Raw genomic sequence first — 19,556 nt, 5'->3', positions numbered from 1 at the left:
GACGAGAACACCACGAACGCGTCCAGCCCCGGCAACAACGCGTCGAGGTGCACCGCACCGTCCACCTTCGCACGCAGCACCTCGCGCAGCTCGTCGGCGGTCAGGTCGGCCAGCGGGGTGGAGTGTGCCGCGCCCGCCGCGTGCACGACGGCGCGGACCGGGTCGCCGGCCCCGGCGAGTCCGTCGAGCAGCGCGGCCAGCGCCGCCCGGTCCGCCACGTCGCAGGCTGCCACGGTCACCCGCGCACCAGAGGCCCGCAGCCGCTCCGCCAACTCCACCGCACCCGCAGCCCGCTCACCACGCCGGCTCACCAACACCACATGCCCAGCACCCACCCCGACCGCCCACCCCGCAACCCACGACCCCAACGCCCCCGTACCACCGGTCACCAACACCGTCCCCGACAGCCGGAACTCCCGCCGCACCAGATCACCACCAGCCCGCGCCAACCGCCGAGCAAACACCCCCGACGACCGCACCGCCACCTGATCCTCGACCCCCGCCGCAAGCACCTGACACACCCACCCCACCGCACGGGCATCCACCACCACCGGCAGATCCACCAGACCACCCCACCAGCCCGACACCTCCAACGCCGCCACCCGACCCAAACCCCACACGGCAGCAGCAACCGGGTCCACCAGCGCATCCGACCCGCCCACCGACACCCCACCCCGGGTCACCCACCACACCCGGCCGCCCACACCGCAGTCGGCCAGCGCCTGCACCACGGCAAGGGCCTCACCCACGCCGACACCGGCCAGCGACAGCAACGACACCACACCGGCGACCCCGCCGACGTCGCGGAGGGGCTTCGCCACCAACTCGCGGTCGTCCGCCGGACCGTCGAGCGTCAGCGTCCGGACCTTCGCCCCGGCCGAGGTGAGCCCGTCCGTCACGGTCGCGAGCACCGCGGCATCGATCCCGTCGTACGGCACCAGCACCAGCCACGTCCCGGTCAGCTCCCCCGGCGCGTCGGGTACGGCCTGCCACTCGACGCGGTAGCGCCAGGAGTCGACGGTGGAACGCTGCTGGCCAGCCCGCCGCCAGCGGGCGAGCTTCGGCAGCAGGTCACGCAGCGGCTGATCGGCCTCCCACTCCTCGCCCAGCCCGGTGAGGTCCCCCCGTTCCACCGCCGCCCAGAACCGCTCGTCGGTCGCCGAGATCCCGGCGGTGGACGCGGCGACGGCCGGCGGCGCGTCGTGCAACCAGTAGCGCTGGTGGTGGAAGGCGTAGGTGGGCAGGTCGACGGTGCGGGGCCGCCGGCCGGTGTGGGTGAACCACACCGCCCAGTCCACCGGGGCACCGGTCACGTACCACCGAGCCAGGGCGGCAACCACGCTCGTCGTTTCCGGCTGGTCCCGGCGCAGCGCCGCCACCAACTGCACCGGACGGCCAGCCGGAGTGTCGGCGGCCATCGCCGTCAACGTCGCATCCGGCCCCACCTCCAGGAACGTCGACACACCCAGCCCGTGAAGGGTGGCGATGGAGTCGGCGAACCGCACCGCCTCCCGCACATGCCGCACCCAGTAGTCAGGGTCGGTGATCTCGCCCGCCTCCGCCACCCGCCCGGTCAGATTCGACACGATCGGCAGCCTCGGGGCCCGCCACTCCAAGCCCTCGAGCACTGCCCGGAACTCCGCGAGCATCGGCTCCATCAACCGCGAATGGAACGCGTGACTCACCGCCAACCGCTTCGCCCGCCAACCCTTTCCCGCGCACCGCTCGGCGATCTCGTCCAACTCGGCCACCGGCCCCGACAGCACGACGGACTGCGGCCCGTTCACCGCCGCCACATCCACCCCACCGCCGACCAGCCCACGCACCTCATCCTCGGCCGCACCCACCGCCAACATCCCGCCGCCACCGGGGAGCGCCTGCATCAGCCGGCCCCGCGCCGCCACCAACACACACGCGTCCTCCAGCGACAACACACCCGCCACATGCGCCGCCGTCACCTCACCGATCGAATGCCCCACCAGATAGTCGGCCGCCACCCCGAACGAGGCCAGCAACTCGTGCAGAGCCACCTCCACCGCGAACAGGCCCGCCTGCGTGAACACCGTCTGACCCAACAACACCGCCAGATCGGAGCCCGCCTCGGCGAACACCACCTCCCACAACGGACGACCCAACCGGCCCTCGAACAACGCACACACCCGATCGAACGCCTCCGCATACACCGGGAACCGGTCATACAACTCCCGGCCCATCCCCGCCCGCTGCGCACCCTGACCCGTGAACAACAACGCCCGACGACCCGACGACACCTCACCCACCACCAGGCCCGGGGTCTCCACGCCACGGGCCAGCGCGGTCAGTCCCTCGACCAGGTCGTCACGGGCCGCACCCAGCACCACCGCCCGGTGCTCCAGGGCCGCCCGCGAGGTCGCCAGCGACCAACCCACATCGACCGGCGACAGATCCAGATGCTCACCGACGAACTCAGCCAGCCGACCCGCCTGCCCCGCAAGCGCCTCCACCGACCGCGCCGACACCAACCACGGCACCACCGGCAACTCCACCGGCTCGGACGGCCCAATCTCCACCGGCTCCGCCTGCTCCACGATCACATGCGCGTTCGTCCCCGAAATCCCGAACGACGACACCGCCGCCCGACGCGGACGGTCAACCGCCGGCCACGGCGTCGACTCCGTCACCAGCACCACCGCACCGGAGGACCAGTCCACCTTCGACGACGGCGCATCCACATGCAACGTCGCCGGCACCACACCATGCCGCAGGGCGAGGATCAGTTTGATCACCCCGGCGACACCCGCCGCCGCCTGCGTATGCCCCAGATTCGACTTGATCGAACCGAGCAGCAGCGGCGCGCCGTCGCGGTCCTGGCCGTAGGTGGCCAGCAGCGCCTGCGCCTCGATCGGATCACCCAACATCGTGCCCGTACCGTGCGCCTCCACCACATCCACATCCACCGGCGACAGCCGCGCCGACGCGAGCGCCTGCCGAATCACCCGCTGCTGCGCCGGACCATTCGGCGCCGTCAACCCATTCGACGCACCATCCTGATTCACCGCACTACCCCGCACCACCGCCAGGACCCGACAGCCGTCCCGCCGGGCGTCCGACAGGCGCTGCACCAGCAGCACCCCGACACCCTCACCCCAACCCGTGCCGTCCGCCGACTCCGCGAACGACCGGCACCGCCCGTCGGCGGACAGGCCGCCCTGCTTCGCGAACTCGACGAAGGTCGCCGGTGACGCCATGACGGTCACGCCGCCGGCCAGGGCCAGGTCACACTCGCCCGAGCGCAGCGACTGCGCCGCCAGGTGAAGCGCCACCAGCGACGACGAGCACGCCGTGTCCACGGTGACGGCCGGCCCCTCGAACCCGAACGAGTACGACACCCGCCCCGACAGGACGCTGGTCGCGTTGCCGGTGAGCAGGTGACCGCCGACCTCCTGGTCCCGGCCCATGGCCGTGGACGCGTACCCCTGGAAGCTGGCGCCCGCGAAGACGCCGACCCGTTCCCCCTTCAGGCGGGACGGGTCCAGCCCGGCCGACTCGACGGCCTCCCAGGACACCTCCAGCAGCAGCCGCTGCTGCGGGTCCATGGCGACCGCCTCCCGGGGGGAGATGCCGAAGAACTCGGCGTCGAACGCCCCCGCGTCGTAGACGAAGCCGCCCTGGCGGGGGAACGACGTGTCGGACAGCCGGCCGTCGAGGAAGCTGTCCCAGCCCCGGTCGAGGGGGAAGTCGGAGATGCCGTCGCGTCCGGCGGCGAGCATGTCCCACAACTGGTCGGCGGTGTCGACGCCGCCGGGCAGGCGGCAGGCCATGCCGACGATCACGATCGGGTCGTCGTCGACGGCCGCGACCCGCTCCCGCTCCACCGTCCCGGCCGGCGTGCCGGTCAGCTCGGCGGCGAGGTGGGCGGCCAGCGCCAGCGGCGTCGGGTGGTCGAAGACGAGGGTGCTGGGCAGGGCGAGGCCGGTGTCGGCGGTGAGCCGGTTGCGCAGCTCCACGGCGGTCAGCGAGTCGAAGCCCTGGCGCTGGAACGCCCGGTCGGCGGGTACGGCGTCCGGCGTCGCGTGCCCGAGCACCACGGCCACCTGGGCGCGTACGAGGTCGAGCAGGCGTGCGTCCCGTTCGGCGGGCGACAGGGCGGCGAGCCGACGGCCGAGCTGCGCCTGCGCCTCCCCCGCGTCGGCGGCGGTGTCGGGCGACGCGGACCGCGCCTCGGGGATCTCGTCCAGCAGAGGGCTGGGCCGCAGGGCGGTGAAGGAGGCGGCGAACCGGTCCCAGGTGACGTCGGCGACGACCACCGTCGCGTCGTCCCGGTCGAGGGCCGCCTGCAACGCGACGACGGCCAGCTCCGGGTCCAACGCCGGCAGACCCCGGCGGGCCAGTTGCTCCTGTGCCTCGCCCTGGACGGCCATGCCGCTGCCGGCCCACGGCCCCCACGCCACGGCCGTGCCGGTGGCTCCACGGGCACGTCGGCGCGCGACGAGGGCGTCCACGAAGGCGTTGGCCGCCGCGTAGCCGGCCTGACCGGCCGAGCCCCACACCCCGGCGATGGACGAGAACACCACGAACGCGTCCAGCCCCGGCAACAACGCGTCGAGGTGCACCGCACCGTCCACCTTCGCACGCAGCACCTCGCGCAGCTCGTCCGGCGTGACGTCGGCCAGCGGGGTGAACTGGGGCGCTCCGGCGGCGTGCACGACGGCGCGGACCGGGTCGCCGGCCCCGGCGAGTCCGTCGAGCAGCGCGGCCAGCGCCGCCCGGTCCGCCACGTCGCAGGCTGCCACGGTCACCCGCGCACCAGAGGCCCGCAGCCGCTCCGCCAACTCCACCGCACCCGCAGCCCGCTCACCACGCCGGCTCACCAACACCACATGCCCAGCACCCACCCCGACCGCCCACCCCGCAACCCACGACCCCAACGCCCCCGTACCACCGGTCACCAACACCGTCCCCGACAGCCGGAACTCCCGCCGCACCAGATCACCACCAGCCCGCGCCAACCGCCGGACAAACACCCCCGACGACCGCACCGCCACCTGATCCTCGACCCCCGCCGCAAGCACCTGACACACCCACCCCACCGCACGGGCATCCACCACCACCGGCAGATCCACCAGACCACCCCACCAGCCCGACACCTCCAACGCCGCCACCCGACCCAAACCCCACACGGCAGCAGCAACCGGGTCCACCAGAACATCCGACCCGCCCACCGACACCCCACCCCGGGTCACCCACCACACCCGGCCGCCCACACCGCAGTCGGCCAGCGCCTGCACCACGGCAAGGGCCTCGGCGACGCCCGCTCCCCCGGGCAGCGACAGCAACGACAGGACCCCGGCGATGTCGCCCGGCCGGGGCAGCGCGGCCCGCAGCCGCTCGGCCGCGTCGTCACGGCTCGTCCCCGCCGGGTCGAGGCTGACCGTCAGGACCTCCGCGCCGTGCGCGGCAAGGCCCTCGGCGAGGGGGTGGCCGGCCTCCGCCGGGGGCACCAGGACCAGCCACGTCCCGGTCAACCCTTCCGCCGGTACGGCCGGAGCGGGTCGCCACTCGACGCGGTAGCGCCAGGAGTCGACGGTGGAACGCTGCTGGCCGGCCCGCCGCCAGCGGGCGAGCTTCGGCAGCAGGTCACGCAGCGGCTGATCGGCCTCCCACTCCTCGCCCAGCCCGGTGAGGTCCCCCCGTTCCACCGCCGCCCAGAACCGCTCGTCGATGTCGCCGCTCGTTCGGGAGGTGCCGTCGCCGGCCGATGCGGGCTCGGGCCAGTACCACCTGCGGTGGAAGGCGTAGGTGGGCAGGTCGACGGTGCGGGGCCGCCGGCCGGTGTGGGTGAACCACACCGCCCAGTCCACCGGGGCACCGGTCACGTACCACCGAGCCAGGGCGGCAACCACGCTCGTCGTTTCCGGCTGGTCCCGGCGCAGCGCCGCCACCAGGTGCACCGGACGGCCAGCCGGAGTGTCGGCGGCCATCGCCGTCAACGTCGCATCCGGCCCCACCTCCAGGAACGTCGACACACCCAGCTCGTGAAGGGTGGCGATGGAGTCGGCGAACCGCACCGCCTCCCGCACATGCCGCACCCAGTAGTCAGGGTCGGTGATCTCGCCCGCCTCCGCCACCCGCCCGGTCAGATTCGACACGATCGGCAGCCTCGGGGCCCGCCACTCCAAGCCCTCGAGCACTGCCCGGAATTCGGCGAGCATCGGCTCCATCAACCGCGAATGGAACGCGTGACTCACCGCCAACCGCTTCGCCCGCCAACCCTTTCCCGCGCACCGCTCGGCGATCTCGTCCAACTCGGCCACCGGCCCCGACAGCACGACGGACTGCGGCCCGTTCACCGCCGCCACATCCACCCCACCGCCGACCAGCCCACGCACCTCATCCTCGGCCGCACCCACCGCCAACATCCCGCCACCGGACGGCAACGCCTGCATCAGCCGGCCCCGCGCCGCCACCAACACACACGCGTCCTCCAGCGACAACACACCCGCCACATGCGCCGCCGTCACCTCACCGATCGAATGACCCACCAGATAGTCGGCCGCCACCCCGAACGAGGCCAGCAACTCGTGCAACGCCACCTCCACCGCGAACAGGCCCGCCTGAGTGAACACCGTCTGACCCAACAGGACCGCCAGATCGCTGCCCGCCTCGGCGAACACCACCTCCCACAACGGACGACCCAACCGGCCGGCGAACTGGGCACACACCCGATCGAACGCCTCCGCATACACCGGGAACCGGTCATACAACTCCCGGCCCATCCCCGCCCGCTGCGCACCCTGACCCGTGAACAACAACGCCCGACGACCCGACGACACCTGGCCGGTCATCACCCCGGGCGCGGCGGTCCCGTCGGCCAGCGCCGTCAGGCCGGCCACCAGGTCGGCATCCATCGCCCCCAGCACGACCGCCCGGTACTCCAGGGCCGCCCGCGAAGTCGCCAGCGACCAACCCACGTCGACCGGGAGCAGATCCGGGTGCTCCTGCACATGCCCGGCCAACCGCACCGCCTGCCCCGCAAGCGCCTCCACCGACCGCGCCGACACCAACCACGGCACCACCGGCAACTCCACCGGCTCGGCCGCCTCGAACCCGACCGGCTCCACCTGCTCCACGATCACATGCGCGTTCGTCCCCGAAATCCCGAACGACGACACCGCCGCCCGACGCGGACGACCCACCACCGGCCACTCCCGCGCCTGCGTCACCAACTCCACCGCGCCCGACGACCAGTCCACCTTCGACGACGCCACATCCACATGCAACGTCGCCGGCACCACACCATGCCGCAGGGCGAGGATCAGTTTGATCACCCCGGCGACACCCGCCGCCGCCTGCGTGTGCCCCAGATTCGACTTGATCGAGCCGAGCAGCAGCGGCGCGCCGTCGCGGTCCTGGCCGTAGGTGGCGAGCAGCGCCTGCGCCTCGATCGGATCACCCAACATCGTGCCCGTACCGTGCGCCTCCACCACATCCACATCCACCGGCGACAACCCCGCCGACGCAAGCGCCTGCCGAATCACCCGCTGCTGCGCCGGACCATTCGGCGCCGTCAACCCATTCGACGCACCATCCTGATTCACCGCACTACCCCGCACCACCGCCAGGACCCGACAGCCGTCCCGCCGGGCGTCCGACAGGCGCTGCACCAGCAGCACCCCGACACCCTCACCCCAACCCGTGCCGTCCGCCGACTCCGCGAACGACCGGCACCGCCCGTCGGCGGACAGGCCACCCTGCTTCGCGAACTCGACGAACGCGCCGGGGGTGGCCATCACCGTCACACCGCCGGCCAGGGCCAGGTCACACTCGCCCGAGCGCAGCGACTGCGCCGCCAGGTGCAGCGCCACCAGCGACGACGAGCACGCCGTGTCCACGGTGACCGCCGGGCCCTCGAACCCGAACGAGTACGACACCCGCCCCGACAGGACGCTGGCGGAGGCCCCGGTGGCACCGTAGCCGGCGAGGCTTTCGCCGCCGTTGCGGATGAGGTTGTCGAAGTCCTGCCCGTTGGTGCCGGCGAAGACGCCGACGCGACCGCCGCGCAGCGTGAGGGGGTCGATCCGGGCGTCCTCGATAGCCGCCCAGGACACCTCCAGCAGCAGCCGCTGCTGCGGGTCCATGGCGACCGCCTCCCGGGGGGAGATGCCGAAGAACTCGGCGTCGAACGCCCCCGCGTCGGCGAGGAACGCCCCCTGCGTCACGTACGACGCCCCGGGGTGCTCGGGGTCGGGGTGGTGCAGCGCGGCCAGGTCCCAGTGCCGGTCGGCCGGGAAGTCCGACATGGCGTCGACGCCGTCGGCGAGCAGCCGCCAGAACTCCTCCGGCGAGCCCGCCCCGGCGGGGAAGCGACAGCCCATGCCGACGATGACGATCGGGTCGTCGTCGACGGGGCGTACCGTCGGGGTCGTCGCGGAGGGGGCGTGCCCGCCCAGCAGTTCCGTGCGGACGTGGGCCGCCAGGGCGGTGGGGTTGGGGTGGTCGAAGGCGAGCGTGGCGGGCAGGGTGAGCCCGGTGGCGGCGTCGAGCCGGTTGCGCAGCTCGACGGCGGTCAGCGAGGTGAAGCCGAGGTCCCGGAACGCGCGTTCGGCCGGCACCTGGTCGGCGCTGCCGTGGCCGAGCACCGCCGCCACCTCGGCGCGCACCAGGTCGCGGAGGGCGTCGAGCTGCTCGGCGTCGGTGAGCCCGGCGAGGCGGTGCCGCAGAGCGCCGCCCCCGGCGGCCCGGTCGGCGGCGGCGGCGACCTGCGGCGCGGTCAGCAGGTCCCGGATCAGCGGGTCGGGGCGGCGGCCGGCGGCGTTGGCCGCCACCCGGTCCCAGTCGACGTCGGCGACGACGAGGAAGGTCTCGTCGTCCTCGAGCGCCCCGGTGAGCGCGCGGACGGCCGGGGCGGGGTCCATGGCCCCGAAGCCGTTGCGGGCCATCCGGCGTTCGAAGTCACCGGCGCTGACGCCGCCGTCGGCCCACAGCCCCCAGGCGATGGAGGTGGCGGGCAGCCCCTCGGCGCGGCGACGCTGGGCGAGGGCGTCGAGCCAGGCGTTGCCGGGGGCATAGTTGGCCTGCCCGGGTCCGCCCATGGTGCCGGCGAGAGAGGAGAACAGCACGAACGCGGACAACTCGCGGTCGCGGGTCAGCTCGTCGAGGTGGCGGGCCGCGTCGACCTTGGCGCGCAGGGCGGTCGCCATCCGGTCCGTGGTGAGGGCGTCGACCACGGTGTCGTCGAGCGCCGCGGCCGTGTGCACGACGGCGGTGAGCGGCAGCTCGGCGGGGATCGCCGCGAGCAGGTCGCGCAGGGCGTCCCGGTCGGCGGCGTCGCAGGCCGCGACGGTGACGCGGGTGCCGAGGGCGGTCAGTTCCCCGGCGAGGGCGGCGACGCCGGGGGCGTCGGGGCCGCGGCGACTGACCAGCATCAGGTGGTCGGCTCCGGCCGCCGCGAGGGCGCGGGCGACGTGCCCGCCGAGCGCGCCGGTCCCGCCGGTGACGAGGGTGGTGCCGCGCGGGGTCCAGGCGCGTCCGGGTGCGGCGGGCCGGCGGGCGCGGGTCAGCCGCCGGGCGTACGCGCCGGTGGCCCGCACCGCGAGCTGGTCCTCCGCGCGCTCGCCGCCGAGCAGCCGGCGCACCTGGCGTACGGCGCGCGCGTCGGCGGTCGCGGGCAGGTCGACGAGTCCGCCCCAACGCTGGGGGTGCTCGGCGCGCAGCACGCCGCCGAAGCCCCACAGGACCGCCTGGTCGCAGTCGACGGGCTGGTCACGGGGGTCGACGGTGACCGCGCCCCGGGTGGCGATCCAGAGGCGGACGGGGAGCGCGGTGTCGCCGAGGGCCTGGGCGAGGGCGACGGTGTGGGCCAGGCCGGCGGGCACGGAGGCGGCGTCGGGGTGCGCGCCGGGGGCGAGGCCGAGCAGCGACAGGATGACGCCGGGTCGCCCCTGGCCGTCGGCGTACGCGTCGGCGAGGTCGCTGGCGAGGCCGACCCGGTCGCGTCGGGCGGCGACCCGCAGCACCCGTACGCCGGGCGCGGCTAGCGCCTCCGCCCACTGCTCTGCCGCCCCGTCGTCGGGCACAACGAGCAGGAGGTCGTCGGTCTCCCGCCGGGGGTGGTCGGCCAGCGGTTGCCAGGTGACGCGGTACCGCCACGAGTCGAGGGGCGACTCGGCGGGACCGGCGAGGTTGGGGCCGTGCGACCGGGGGCGGGCGTCGAGCCAGTAGCGCTGGTGGCGGAAGGCGTAGGTGGGCAGGTCGACGGTGCGGGGCCGCCGGCCGGTGTGGGTGAACCACACCGCCCAGTCCACCGGGGCACCGGTCACGTACCACCGAGCCAGGGCGGCAACCACGCTCGTCGTTTCCGGCTGGTCCCGGCGCAGCGCCGCCACCAACTGCACCGGACGGCCAGCCGGAGTGTCGGCGGCCATCGCCGTCAACGTCGCATCCGGCCCCACCTCCAGGAACGTCGACACACCCAGCCCGTGAAGGGTGGCGATGGAGTCGGCGAACCGCACCGCCTCCCGCACATGCCGCACCCAATAGTCAGGGTCGGTGATCTCGCCCGCCTCCGCCACCCGCCCGGTCAGATTCGACACGATCGGCAACTTCGGGGCCCGCCAGTCCAAGCCCTCGAGCACTGCCCGGAACTCCGCAAGCATCGGCTCCATCAACCGCGAATGGAACGCGTGACTCACCGCCAACCGCTTCGCCCGCCAACCCTTTCCCGCGCACCGCTCGGCGATCTCGTCCAACTCGGCCACCGGCCCCGACAGCACGACGGACTGCGGCCCGTTCACCGCCGCCACATCCACCCCACCGCCGACCAGCCCACGCACCTCATCCTCGGCCGCACCCACCGCCAACATCCCGCCACCGGACGGCAACGCCTGCATCAGCCGGCCCCGCGCCGCCACCAACACACACGCGTCCTCCAGCGACAACACACCCGCCACATGCGCCGCCGTCACCTCACCGATCGAATGACCGACGAGGTAGTCCGCCCGCACACCCCACGACGACAACAGCTCGTGCAGAGCCACCTCCACCGCGAACAGGCCCGCCTGAGTGAACACCGTCTGACCCAACAACACCGCCAGATCAGAACCCGGCGACGCGAACACCACCTCCCACAACGGACGATTCAACCGGCCGGCGAACTGGGCACACACCCGATCGAACGCCTCCGCATACACCGGGAACCGGTCATACAACTCCCGGCCCATCCCCGCCCGCTGCGCACCCTGACCCGTGAACAACAACGCCCGACGACCCGACGACACCTCACCCACCACCAGGCCCGGGGCAGCCGTGCCGGCGGCGACCGCGTCGAGGCCGGCGAACAGCCCGTCCCGGTCCGGGGCGAGCACGACCGCCCGATGCTCCAATGCGGCCCGCGAGGTCGCCAGCGACCAACCCACATCGACCGGCGACAGATCCAGATGCTCACCGACGAACTCAGCCAGCCGACCCGCCTGCCCCGCAAGCGCCTCCACCGAACGCGCCGACACCAACCACGGCACCACCGGCAACTCCACCGGCTCGGCCGCCTCGAACCCGACCGGCTCCGCCTGCTCCACGATCACATGCGCGTTCGTCCCCGAAATCCCGAACGACGACACCGCCGCCCGACGCGGACGACCCACCACCGGCCACTCCCGCGCCTGCGTCACCAACTCCACCGCGCCCGACGACCAGTCCACCTTCGACGACGCCACATCCACATGCAACGTCGCCGGCACCACACCATGCCGCATCGCCAGCACCATCTTGATGATCCCGGCGACACCCGCCGCCGCCTGCGTATGCCCCAGATTCGACTTCACCGCCCCCAACAGCAACGGCTCCCCGCCGACGCGACCCTGACCGTAGGTAGCCAACAGCGCCTGCGCCTCGATCGGATCACCCAACACCGTGCCCGTACCGTGCGCCTCCACCACATCCACATCCACCGGCGACAACCCCGCCGACGCAAGCGCCTGCCGAATCACCCGCTGCTGCGCCGGACCATTCGGCGCCGTCAACCCATTCGACGCACCATCCTGATTCACCGCACTACCCCGCACCACCGCCAGGACGCGGTGGCTGAGCCGGCGGGCGTCGCTCAGGCGTTCCACGAGGAGCATGCCGACGCCCTCGGACCAGCCGGTGCCGTCGGCGCCCTCGGCGAACGACTTGCACCGACCGTCGGGGGCGAGGCCGCGCTGCCGGCTGAAGTCGATGAACGTCTCCAGGGTGGTCATCACGGTGACGCCGCCGGCCAGCGCGAGGGTGCACTCGCCGGAGCGCAGCGACTGCACCGCGAGGTGCAGCGCGACCAACGACGACGAGCAGGCGGTGTCGACGGTGAGCGCAGGCCCTTCGAAGCCGAACGTGTAGGCGACCCGGCCGGAGAGCACGCTGCTGGCGGTGCCGCCGCCGATGAAACCGTCCAGTGCCTCGGGCACCTCGGCCAGCCCGGCGGCGTAGTTGTGGTACATCATGCCGGCGAACACGCCGACGCGGCTGCCGCGCAGTGACAGCGGGTCGATCCGGGCGTCCTCGATCGCCTCCCAGGACGCCTCCAGCATGAGCCGCTGCTGCGGGTCCATGGCGAGGGCCTCGTACGGCGAGACCTTGAACAGCTCCGGGTCGAAGTCACCGGCGTCGTGCAGGAAGCCGCCCTCCCGGGCATAGGTGCTGCCGCGCCGCTGCCCCGTCGGGTCGTACGCGGCGTCGGTGTCCCAGCCCCGGTCGGTGGGGAAGCCGGTGACGCCGTCGCTGGCGGTGGCGACGAGTTCCCACAGCTGCTCCGGGGAGCGGACCCCGCCCGGGTAGCGGCAGCTCATCCCGACGATGGCGATGGGCTCGTGGTTCTTGGCGTCGACGGCCTTCAGGCGTTCGCTGGTCTCGGCGAGGTCGGCGGTGACGCGCTTGAGGTACTCACGGAGCTTGGCTTCGTTCGCCATCGGGATTCACCTGTCGCGTTGGTCGGCAAGCGGGGCGGTACGACGGTCAGGAGCGACCGAACGTGCTGTCGATGAAGTCGAAGAGTTCGTCGTCGCTGGCGTCGTCGATCACCTGGGCGACGCCGGCGGTGTCCCCGGCGTCGCCGTCCCAGCGGGTGAGCAGCGCCCGCAGCCGGGCGGTGACGGCGGCGCGGGTCTCCTCGTCGGCGGCCAGTTCGGCGAGGGTGTCGGCGGGGGTCGCGGCGAACGCCGCCTCCAGCCGGTCCAGCTCGTCGAGGAGGGTGGGGGCGGACCGGCCGGGGCCGAGCTGCGCCATCAGGTGCCCGGTGAGCGTCTCGGGGGTGGGGTGGTCGAAGACGAGGGTGGCCGGCAGCGTCAGGCCGGTGCTGGCGGTGAGCCGGTTGCGCAGGTCCACGGCGGTCAGCGAGTCGAAGCCCAGCTCGGTGAAGGACTGCCCGGGGCCGACGGCGGCGGCCGTGGCGTACCCGAGGACCTCGGCGACCTGGCCGGTGACCAGTTCCTCGACGAGCCGCCGGCGGTCGGCGTCGCTGGCGGCGGCGATCCGGTCGCGGAGCCCGCCGGCCGGGGCGGCGGTCCCGGCGGCGCTGCGCCGCGCGCGGACGCCGGCCAGGCCGCGCAGCGGCGCGGGCAGGTGGTCGACGCTGGTGAGGGCACGCAACGCGGCGAGGTCGAGGCGGACGGGCAGCAGCAGCGGCTGCCGGCTGCGCCGGCTGGCGTCGAAGAGGTCCAGCGCCTGCCCGGTGCCGAGGGGGGCGATGCCCTGGCGGGCCATCCGATCCCGGCGGGCGGCGCCCAGGTCGCGGGTCATGCCGCTGCCGGCCTCCCACAGTCCCCAGGCCAGGGAGGTGGCGGCGAGGCCGGCGGCGCGGCGGTGCTGGGCGAGGCCGTCGAGGAACGCGTTGGCCGCCGCGTAGTTGCCCTGCCCGGGGCCGCCGAGGGGGCCGGCGATGGAGGAGAAGAGCACGAACATCGGCAGGTCCAGGTGCCGGGTGAGGTCGTGCAGGTGCCAGGCGGCGTCGGCCTTGGGGCGCAGCACGGCGGCGATCCGCTCGGGGGTCAGCGCGGTGACGGTCGCGTCGTCGAGGATGCCGGCGGCGTGCACGACGCCGGTGAGGGGGTGTTCGGGCGCGACCGCGGCGAGCAGCGCGGCGACCTGGTCACGGTCGGCCACGTCGCAGGCGACGAAGCGGGCGTGCGCGCCGAGGCGGGCCAGGTCGGCGAGGAGGTCGGCGGCGCCGGGGGCGTCGCCGCCGCGCCGGCCGGCGAGGAGCAGGTGCCGGACCTTGTGGGCGGTGACGAGGTGTCGGGCGAGGAGACCACCGAGGGTGCCGGTGGCCCCGGTGACGAGCACGGTGCCGTCGGGGAGGAGGTCGACGGCACCCGTCGGGTCCGGTTCGGCGGGGGCGAGCCGGGGCACGAGGAGCCGGCCGGCGCGGAGCGCGAGCTGGGGTTCGTCGCTGGCCAGGGCCCGGCCGAGCAGGTCGGCGTCACCGTCGCCGTCGAGGTCGGGTTCGGGGTCGAGGTCGACCAGCACGAACCGGCCGGGGTGTTCCAGTTGCGCGGAGCGGACCAGGCCCCAGACGGCGGCGCCGGGCAGGTCGGTCACGTCGCCGGTGCCGTCGGCGGCGACCGCGCCGCGGGTGAGCACGACGAGACGGCGGTCGGCGTACCGGTCGGCGGCCAGCCAGTCCCGGACGGCGGCGAGGGTGTCGGCGAGCCGGGTGCGGGTCGCGTCGAGGGGGTCGCCGGGCGGGGTGTCGCCGGCGGGCAGCAGCACGTACCGGGGGTCGAGGCGGCCGGCGTCGGGGCGCCCGCCGGGCCCGGTGGCGTCGAGCGCGACGATGCCGGTCACCGGCCGGGGCGGCAGGGGCAGCGCGGTCCAGCGCAGGTCGAACAGGGGCAGGTCGGCCGGGCCGGCCGGGCCGAGCTGGTCGACGCCGACGGGCCGGGAGACGAGCGAGCCGACCCGGGCGACAGGTGCGCCGGTGCCGTCGGCGAGGGCGAGGGACACGGCCGGGCCGGCGCGGGTGACGCGTACCCGAAGGTGGGTCGCGCCGACGGCGGCGAGCGCGACGCCCGACCAGGCGAACGGGAGTCGGGCCCCGGCGGTCTCGTCGTCGGCGTCGGCGGCGTCGGTGAGGCCGACGACGTGCAGCGCCGCGTCCAGCAGCGCGGGGTGCAGGCCGAACCCGCCGGTGGCGACGCCGTCGGGCAGCGCGACCTCCGCGAGCACGGCATCGGGGGTACGCCACGCGGCGCGCAGCCCCCGGAAGGCCGGCCCGTGGTCGACGCCGAGGCGGTGGAGCTGGGCGTAGATCGGCTCGACGGGCACGGCGGTGGCGTCGGCGGGCGGCCACTCGGTGAGCGCCTCCGGCGCGTCGCCGCCGGGGGCGAGGACGCCGTCGGCGTGCCGGGTCCAGTCGCCGCGCGGGTCGTCGGCGGGCCGGGAGTGGATGGCGACCCGGCGGCGGCCGTGTTCGTCGGGGGCGGCGAGGCTGAGCTGCACCGCCCGGGCGCCCTGCTCGGGCAGGACGAGCGGGGCGGCGAGAGTCAGCTCCTCCAGGGTGTCGCAGGCGGCCTGCGCCCCGGCGTGCAGGGCCAGCTCCACGAGCGCCGTGCCCGGTACGACGACGGAGCCCCACACGACGTGGTCGGCGAGCCAGGGCTGGGTCCGCACCGACAGCCGGCCGCCGTACAGGCGGGTGTCGTCGGCGGCGGAGACGAGTTCGGCGGTGAGCAGCGGGTGCTCGGCGTTGCGGACGCCGAGGCCGGAGGCGTCGGCCCCGGCCGGGCCGGCGTCGAGCCAGTAGCGCTGGCGCTGGAAGGCGTAGGTCGGCAGGTCGACGGTGCGGAGACTCCCGCCGGTGTGGGTGAACCAGACCGCCCAGTCCACGGGTGTGCCCGTGACGTGCAACCGGGCCAGCGCGGTCACCAGGGCGGTCGCGTCGGGTTGGTCCCGGCGCAGTGCCGCCACCAGCTGCACCGGACGGTCGGCCGGGGTGTCGGCGGCCATCGCCGTCAACGTCGCGTCCGGACCCACCTCCAGGAACGTGGTGACACCCGACCCGTGCAGCGTGGCGATAGAGTCGGCGAACCGCACCGCCTCCCGCACATGCCGCACCCAGTGGTCGGGGCTGGTGATCTCCGCCGCGTCGGCCACCCGCCCGGTCACGTTCGACACGATCGGCAGCTTCGGGGCCTGCCAGTCGAGGCTATCGAGGACAGTGCGGAACTCGGCGAGCATCGGCTCCATGAGCCGGGAGTGAAACGCGTGGCTCACCGGCAGGCGCTTCGCCCGCCAACCCCGCCCCACACACTCCTGGGCGATGCGATCGAGGTCGGCCACCGGGCCGGCCAGCACGACGGACTGCGGACCGTTCACCGCCGCCACGTCCACGCCGCCACCGGCCAGCTCGCGTACCTCGTCCTCTGCCGCGCCGACAGCGAGCATGCCGCCGCCGGCCGGCAGCGCCTGCATCAGCGAACCGCGCGCCGCCACCAGCGCGCACGCGTCCGCCAGGGACAGCACGCCCGCGACGTGCGCGGCGGTCACCTCACCGATCGAGTGCCCGACGAGGTAGTCGCCGGTCACCCCGAAGGAGGCGAGCAGCTCGTGCAGGGCAACCTCCAGCGCGAACAGGCCCGCCTGCGTGTACGCCGTCTGATCCAACAGCGCCGACAGGTCGCTGCCCGCCTCGGCGAACACCACCTCCCGCAACGAATGGTCGAGCCGACCGGCGAACAACGCACACACCCGATCGAAGGCGTCCGCGTACACCGGGAACCCGTCGTACAGCTCCCGACCCATCGCCGGGCGCTGCGCACCCTGACCGGTGAACAGGAACGCCCGCCGACCCGAGGTGACCTCACCCGTCACCGGGCCGGGAGCCACCCCGCCGGCCGCGAGCGCGTCCAGGCCGCAGAGGAGGGTGCCGCGGTCGGTCCCGAGGACGACCGCCCGGTGTTCGAGGGCGGCCCGGGAGGTGGCCAGGGACCAGCCCAGATCGGCCGGCGGCAGGCCGGGGTGCTCGCGGACATGCCCAGCCAGCCGCGCCGCCTGCCCCGCGAGAGCCTCCGCCGAGCGGGCCGACACCAGCCACGGCACCACCGGCAGGTCGACGGGCCCGGACGAGTCGACCTCGACCGGCTCCGCCTGCTCCACGATGACGTGCGCGTTCGTGCCGGAGATCCCGAACGACGACACCGCCGCCCGACGCGGCCGGTCCACCGCCGGCCACGGCGTCGGCTCGGTCACCAGGGCGATCGCGCCCGAAGACCAGTCCACCTTGGCGGACGGCGCATCCACGTGCAGGGTCGCGGGAACCACACCGTGCCGCATCGCCTGCACCATCTTGATCACACCGGCGACACCCGCCGCCGCCTGGGGATGGCCGAAGTTCGACTTGACCGAGCCGAGCAGCAGCGGGGCGGCGTCCCCCCGATCCTGGCCGTACGTGGCGAGGAGCGCCTGCGCCTCGATCGGGTCACCCAGGGTGGTGCCGGTGCCGTGCGCCTCCACCACGTCCACGTCCACCGGGGACAACCGGGCCGACGCGAGCGCCTGCCGGATCACCCGCTGCTGCGCCGGACCGTTCGGCGCCGTCAACCCGTTCGACGCGCCGTCCTGATTCACCGCACTGCCGCGTACCACGGCGAGGACGCGGTGGCCGAGCCGGCGGGCGTCGCTCAGGCGTTCCACGAGGAGGACGCCGATGCCCTCGGCGAGGGCGGTGCCGTCGGCGCCGTCGGCGAACGCCCTGCACCGGGCCGCCCTGGACAGGTTGCCCTGCCGGGTGAAGTCGACGAAGACGGCGGGGGTGGGCAGCACAGTGACGCCGCCGGCCAGCGCCAGGTCGGATTCGCCCGAGCGGAGCGACTGCGCCGCCAGGTGCAGCGCGACCAGCGACGACGAGCAGGCGGTGTCGACGGTGACGGCCGGGCCCTCGAACCCGAGGGCGTACGCCACCCGGCCGGAGCTGATGCTGCCGGCGTTGCCGAGGCCGAGGTAGTCGACGACGCCGTCGGGCACGTCGGCCGCCCCGGCGGCGTAGTCGCCGTGGGTGAGGCCGGCGAACACGCCGACCCGGCCGCCGCGCAGCCCGGTCGGGTCGACCCCGGCGGACTCGAACGCCTCCCAGGACACCTCCAGCAGCAGCCGCTGCTGCGGGTCCATGGCGAGGGCCTCCCGGGGGGAGATGCCGAAGAACCGGGGGTCGAAGTCACCGGCGTCGTGGACGAAGCCGCCCTCGGCGACACAGGAGGTGCCGGGGCGTTCCCGGGTCGGGTCGTACAGGTCGGTGAGGTCCCAGCCCCGGTCGGTGGGGAACGGGCCGACGGCGTCGCCGGACGCGGCGACGAGGTCCCACAGCGCGTCGGGCGAGGTGATCCCCCCGGGGAAGCGGCACGCCATCCCGACGATGGCGATCGGCTGCCCGGCGGCGTCCTCGACGTCGCGGAGGCGTTGCCGGGTCCGCCGCAGGTCGGTGGTGACCCTCTTCAGATACTCCCGGAGCTTCTCTTCGGTGTCCATCAACCTGACCCATCACGGTGGCCGGCGGAGACCTGACGTAGGCGACGGAACGAATGCGCGAATTCCTCAGGCCAGATCGGTTCTACGTCCTTTGCACAATGCGGCCGGCAGCCCCCGGGTCCCCTCTGCCGGGGAAAGCTATGGCGTCGCGATGACCTGCGACAACCCCTAACCCGCGCGGCGGTCCGCTAGGGGTGGCCGCCCCCGGTGGATCCGATTAGCGTCCGCTTGATCGCACCGGTGCCGGCTGATCCCGGCACCACCGCTGGAAGGACCGCGTTTACACATGACCGACTCAGACAACGGCCTGTGGGTCCGCCGGTTCCACCCGGCGCCGGCCGGGGCGCGGCGGCTGGTCTGCCTGCCGCACGCCGGTGGGTCCGCGAGCTTCTACTTCCCGGTGTCGCGGGCGCTGTCGCCGGCCGTGGACGTGCTCGCCATCCAGTACCCGGGGCGGCAGGACCGCCGCCAGGAGCCGTGCGTGGACAACCTGCCGGAGCTGGCCCGGCAGGTGTTCGGGGTGCTGCGGCCGTGGCTGGACCAGCCGCTGGGGATCTTCGGGCACAGCATGGGCGCGAGCCTGGGCTTCGAGGTGGCGCGGCTGATCGAGGCGGAGACGGGCGCGCCGGCCGCGCACCTGTTCCCGTCCGGGCGGCGGGCCCCGTCGTGCCCCCGGCACGAGACGGTGCACCTGCTCGACGACGAGGGGCTGCTCGCCGACGTGCGCAAGCTCAGCGGCACGAACTCGGCGGTGCTCGGCGACCCGGAGATGCTGCGGGCGGCGCTGCCGGCGATCCGCAACGACTACCGGGCGGCGGAGACGTACGAGTACACGCCGGGGCCGAAGCTGGGCTGCCCGGTGACGGTGTTCACCGGCGACGCCGACCCGAAGACGACGGTCGACGAGGCCCGGGCGTGGGAGCGGCACACCACCGGCGCGTTCGACCTTCAGGTCTTCCCGGGTGGGCACTTCTTCCTGGCGCAGCACCAGCCGGCGATCCTGCGTACGATCTCGGCGGCCCTGGCCCGTACGCCGGTGGCCTGACCGCAACCGTTTGTGGCGCGGCCCCCGCCGGACACCGACG

General features: G+C 74.1%; 3 protein-coding genes. 1 reads left to right on the top strand and 2 read right to left on the bottom strand.

The window, feature by feature from the left end; translation table 11 throughout:
- Together ACFT41_RS17145 and ACFT41_RS17140 are read right to left on the bottom strand one after the other, a co-directional pair.
- A partial coding sequence (locus tag ACFT41_RS17145; RefSeq protein ID WP_377613910.1) for a type I polyketide synthase occupies nucleotides 1-12,920 on the bottom strand: 12,920 nt, incomplete at its 3' end.
- A gap of 46 nt (nucleotides 12,921-12,966) precedes the next feature.
- On the bottom strand, nucleotides 12,967-18,471 hold the full coding sequence (locus ACFT41_RS17140; protein WP_377613909.1) for an SDR family NAD(P)-dependent oxidoreductase: 5,505 nt from the start codon (nucleotides 18,469-18,471) through the stop codon (nucleotides 12,967-12,969).
- Nucleotides 18,472-18,757: 286 nt separating this feature from the next.
- Between ACFT41_RS17140 and ACFT41_RS17135 the strand changes: the two genes are divergently transcribed.
- Nucleotides 18,758-19,516: a thioesterase II family protein gene (locus tag ACFT41_RS17135; RefSeq protein ID WP_377589310.1), complete on the top strand. Its 759-nt coding sequence runs from the start codon at nucleotides 18,758-18,760 to the stop codon at nucleotides 19,514-19,516.
- Nucleotides 19,517-19,556: the final 40 nt, after the last annotated feature.

It is taken from the genome of Micromonospora sp. NPDC057141 (assembly GCF_042670805.1).
In the GTDB taxonomy this organism is placed as follows: domain Bacteria; phylum Actinomycetota; class Actinomycetes; order Mycobacteriales; family Micromonosporaceae; genus Micromonospora.
Note: the sequence above shows the minus strand (reverse complement) of the source record. Positions and strands in the feature narration are given on the sequence as shown.

What these genes read in the sequence shown, in the direction of transcription:
- ACFT41_RS17140 (WP_377613909.1), bottom strand. Translation starts at nt 18,471, where the DNA reads ATGGACACCGAAGAGAAGCTCCGGGAGTATCTGAAGAGGGTCACCACC.
- ACFT41_RS17135 (WP_377589310.1), top strand. Translation starts at nt 18,758, where the DNA reads ATGACCGACTCAGACAACGGCCTGTGGGTCCGCCGGTTCCACCCGGCG.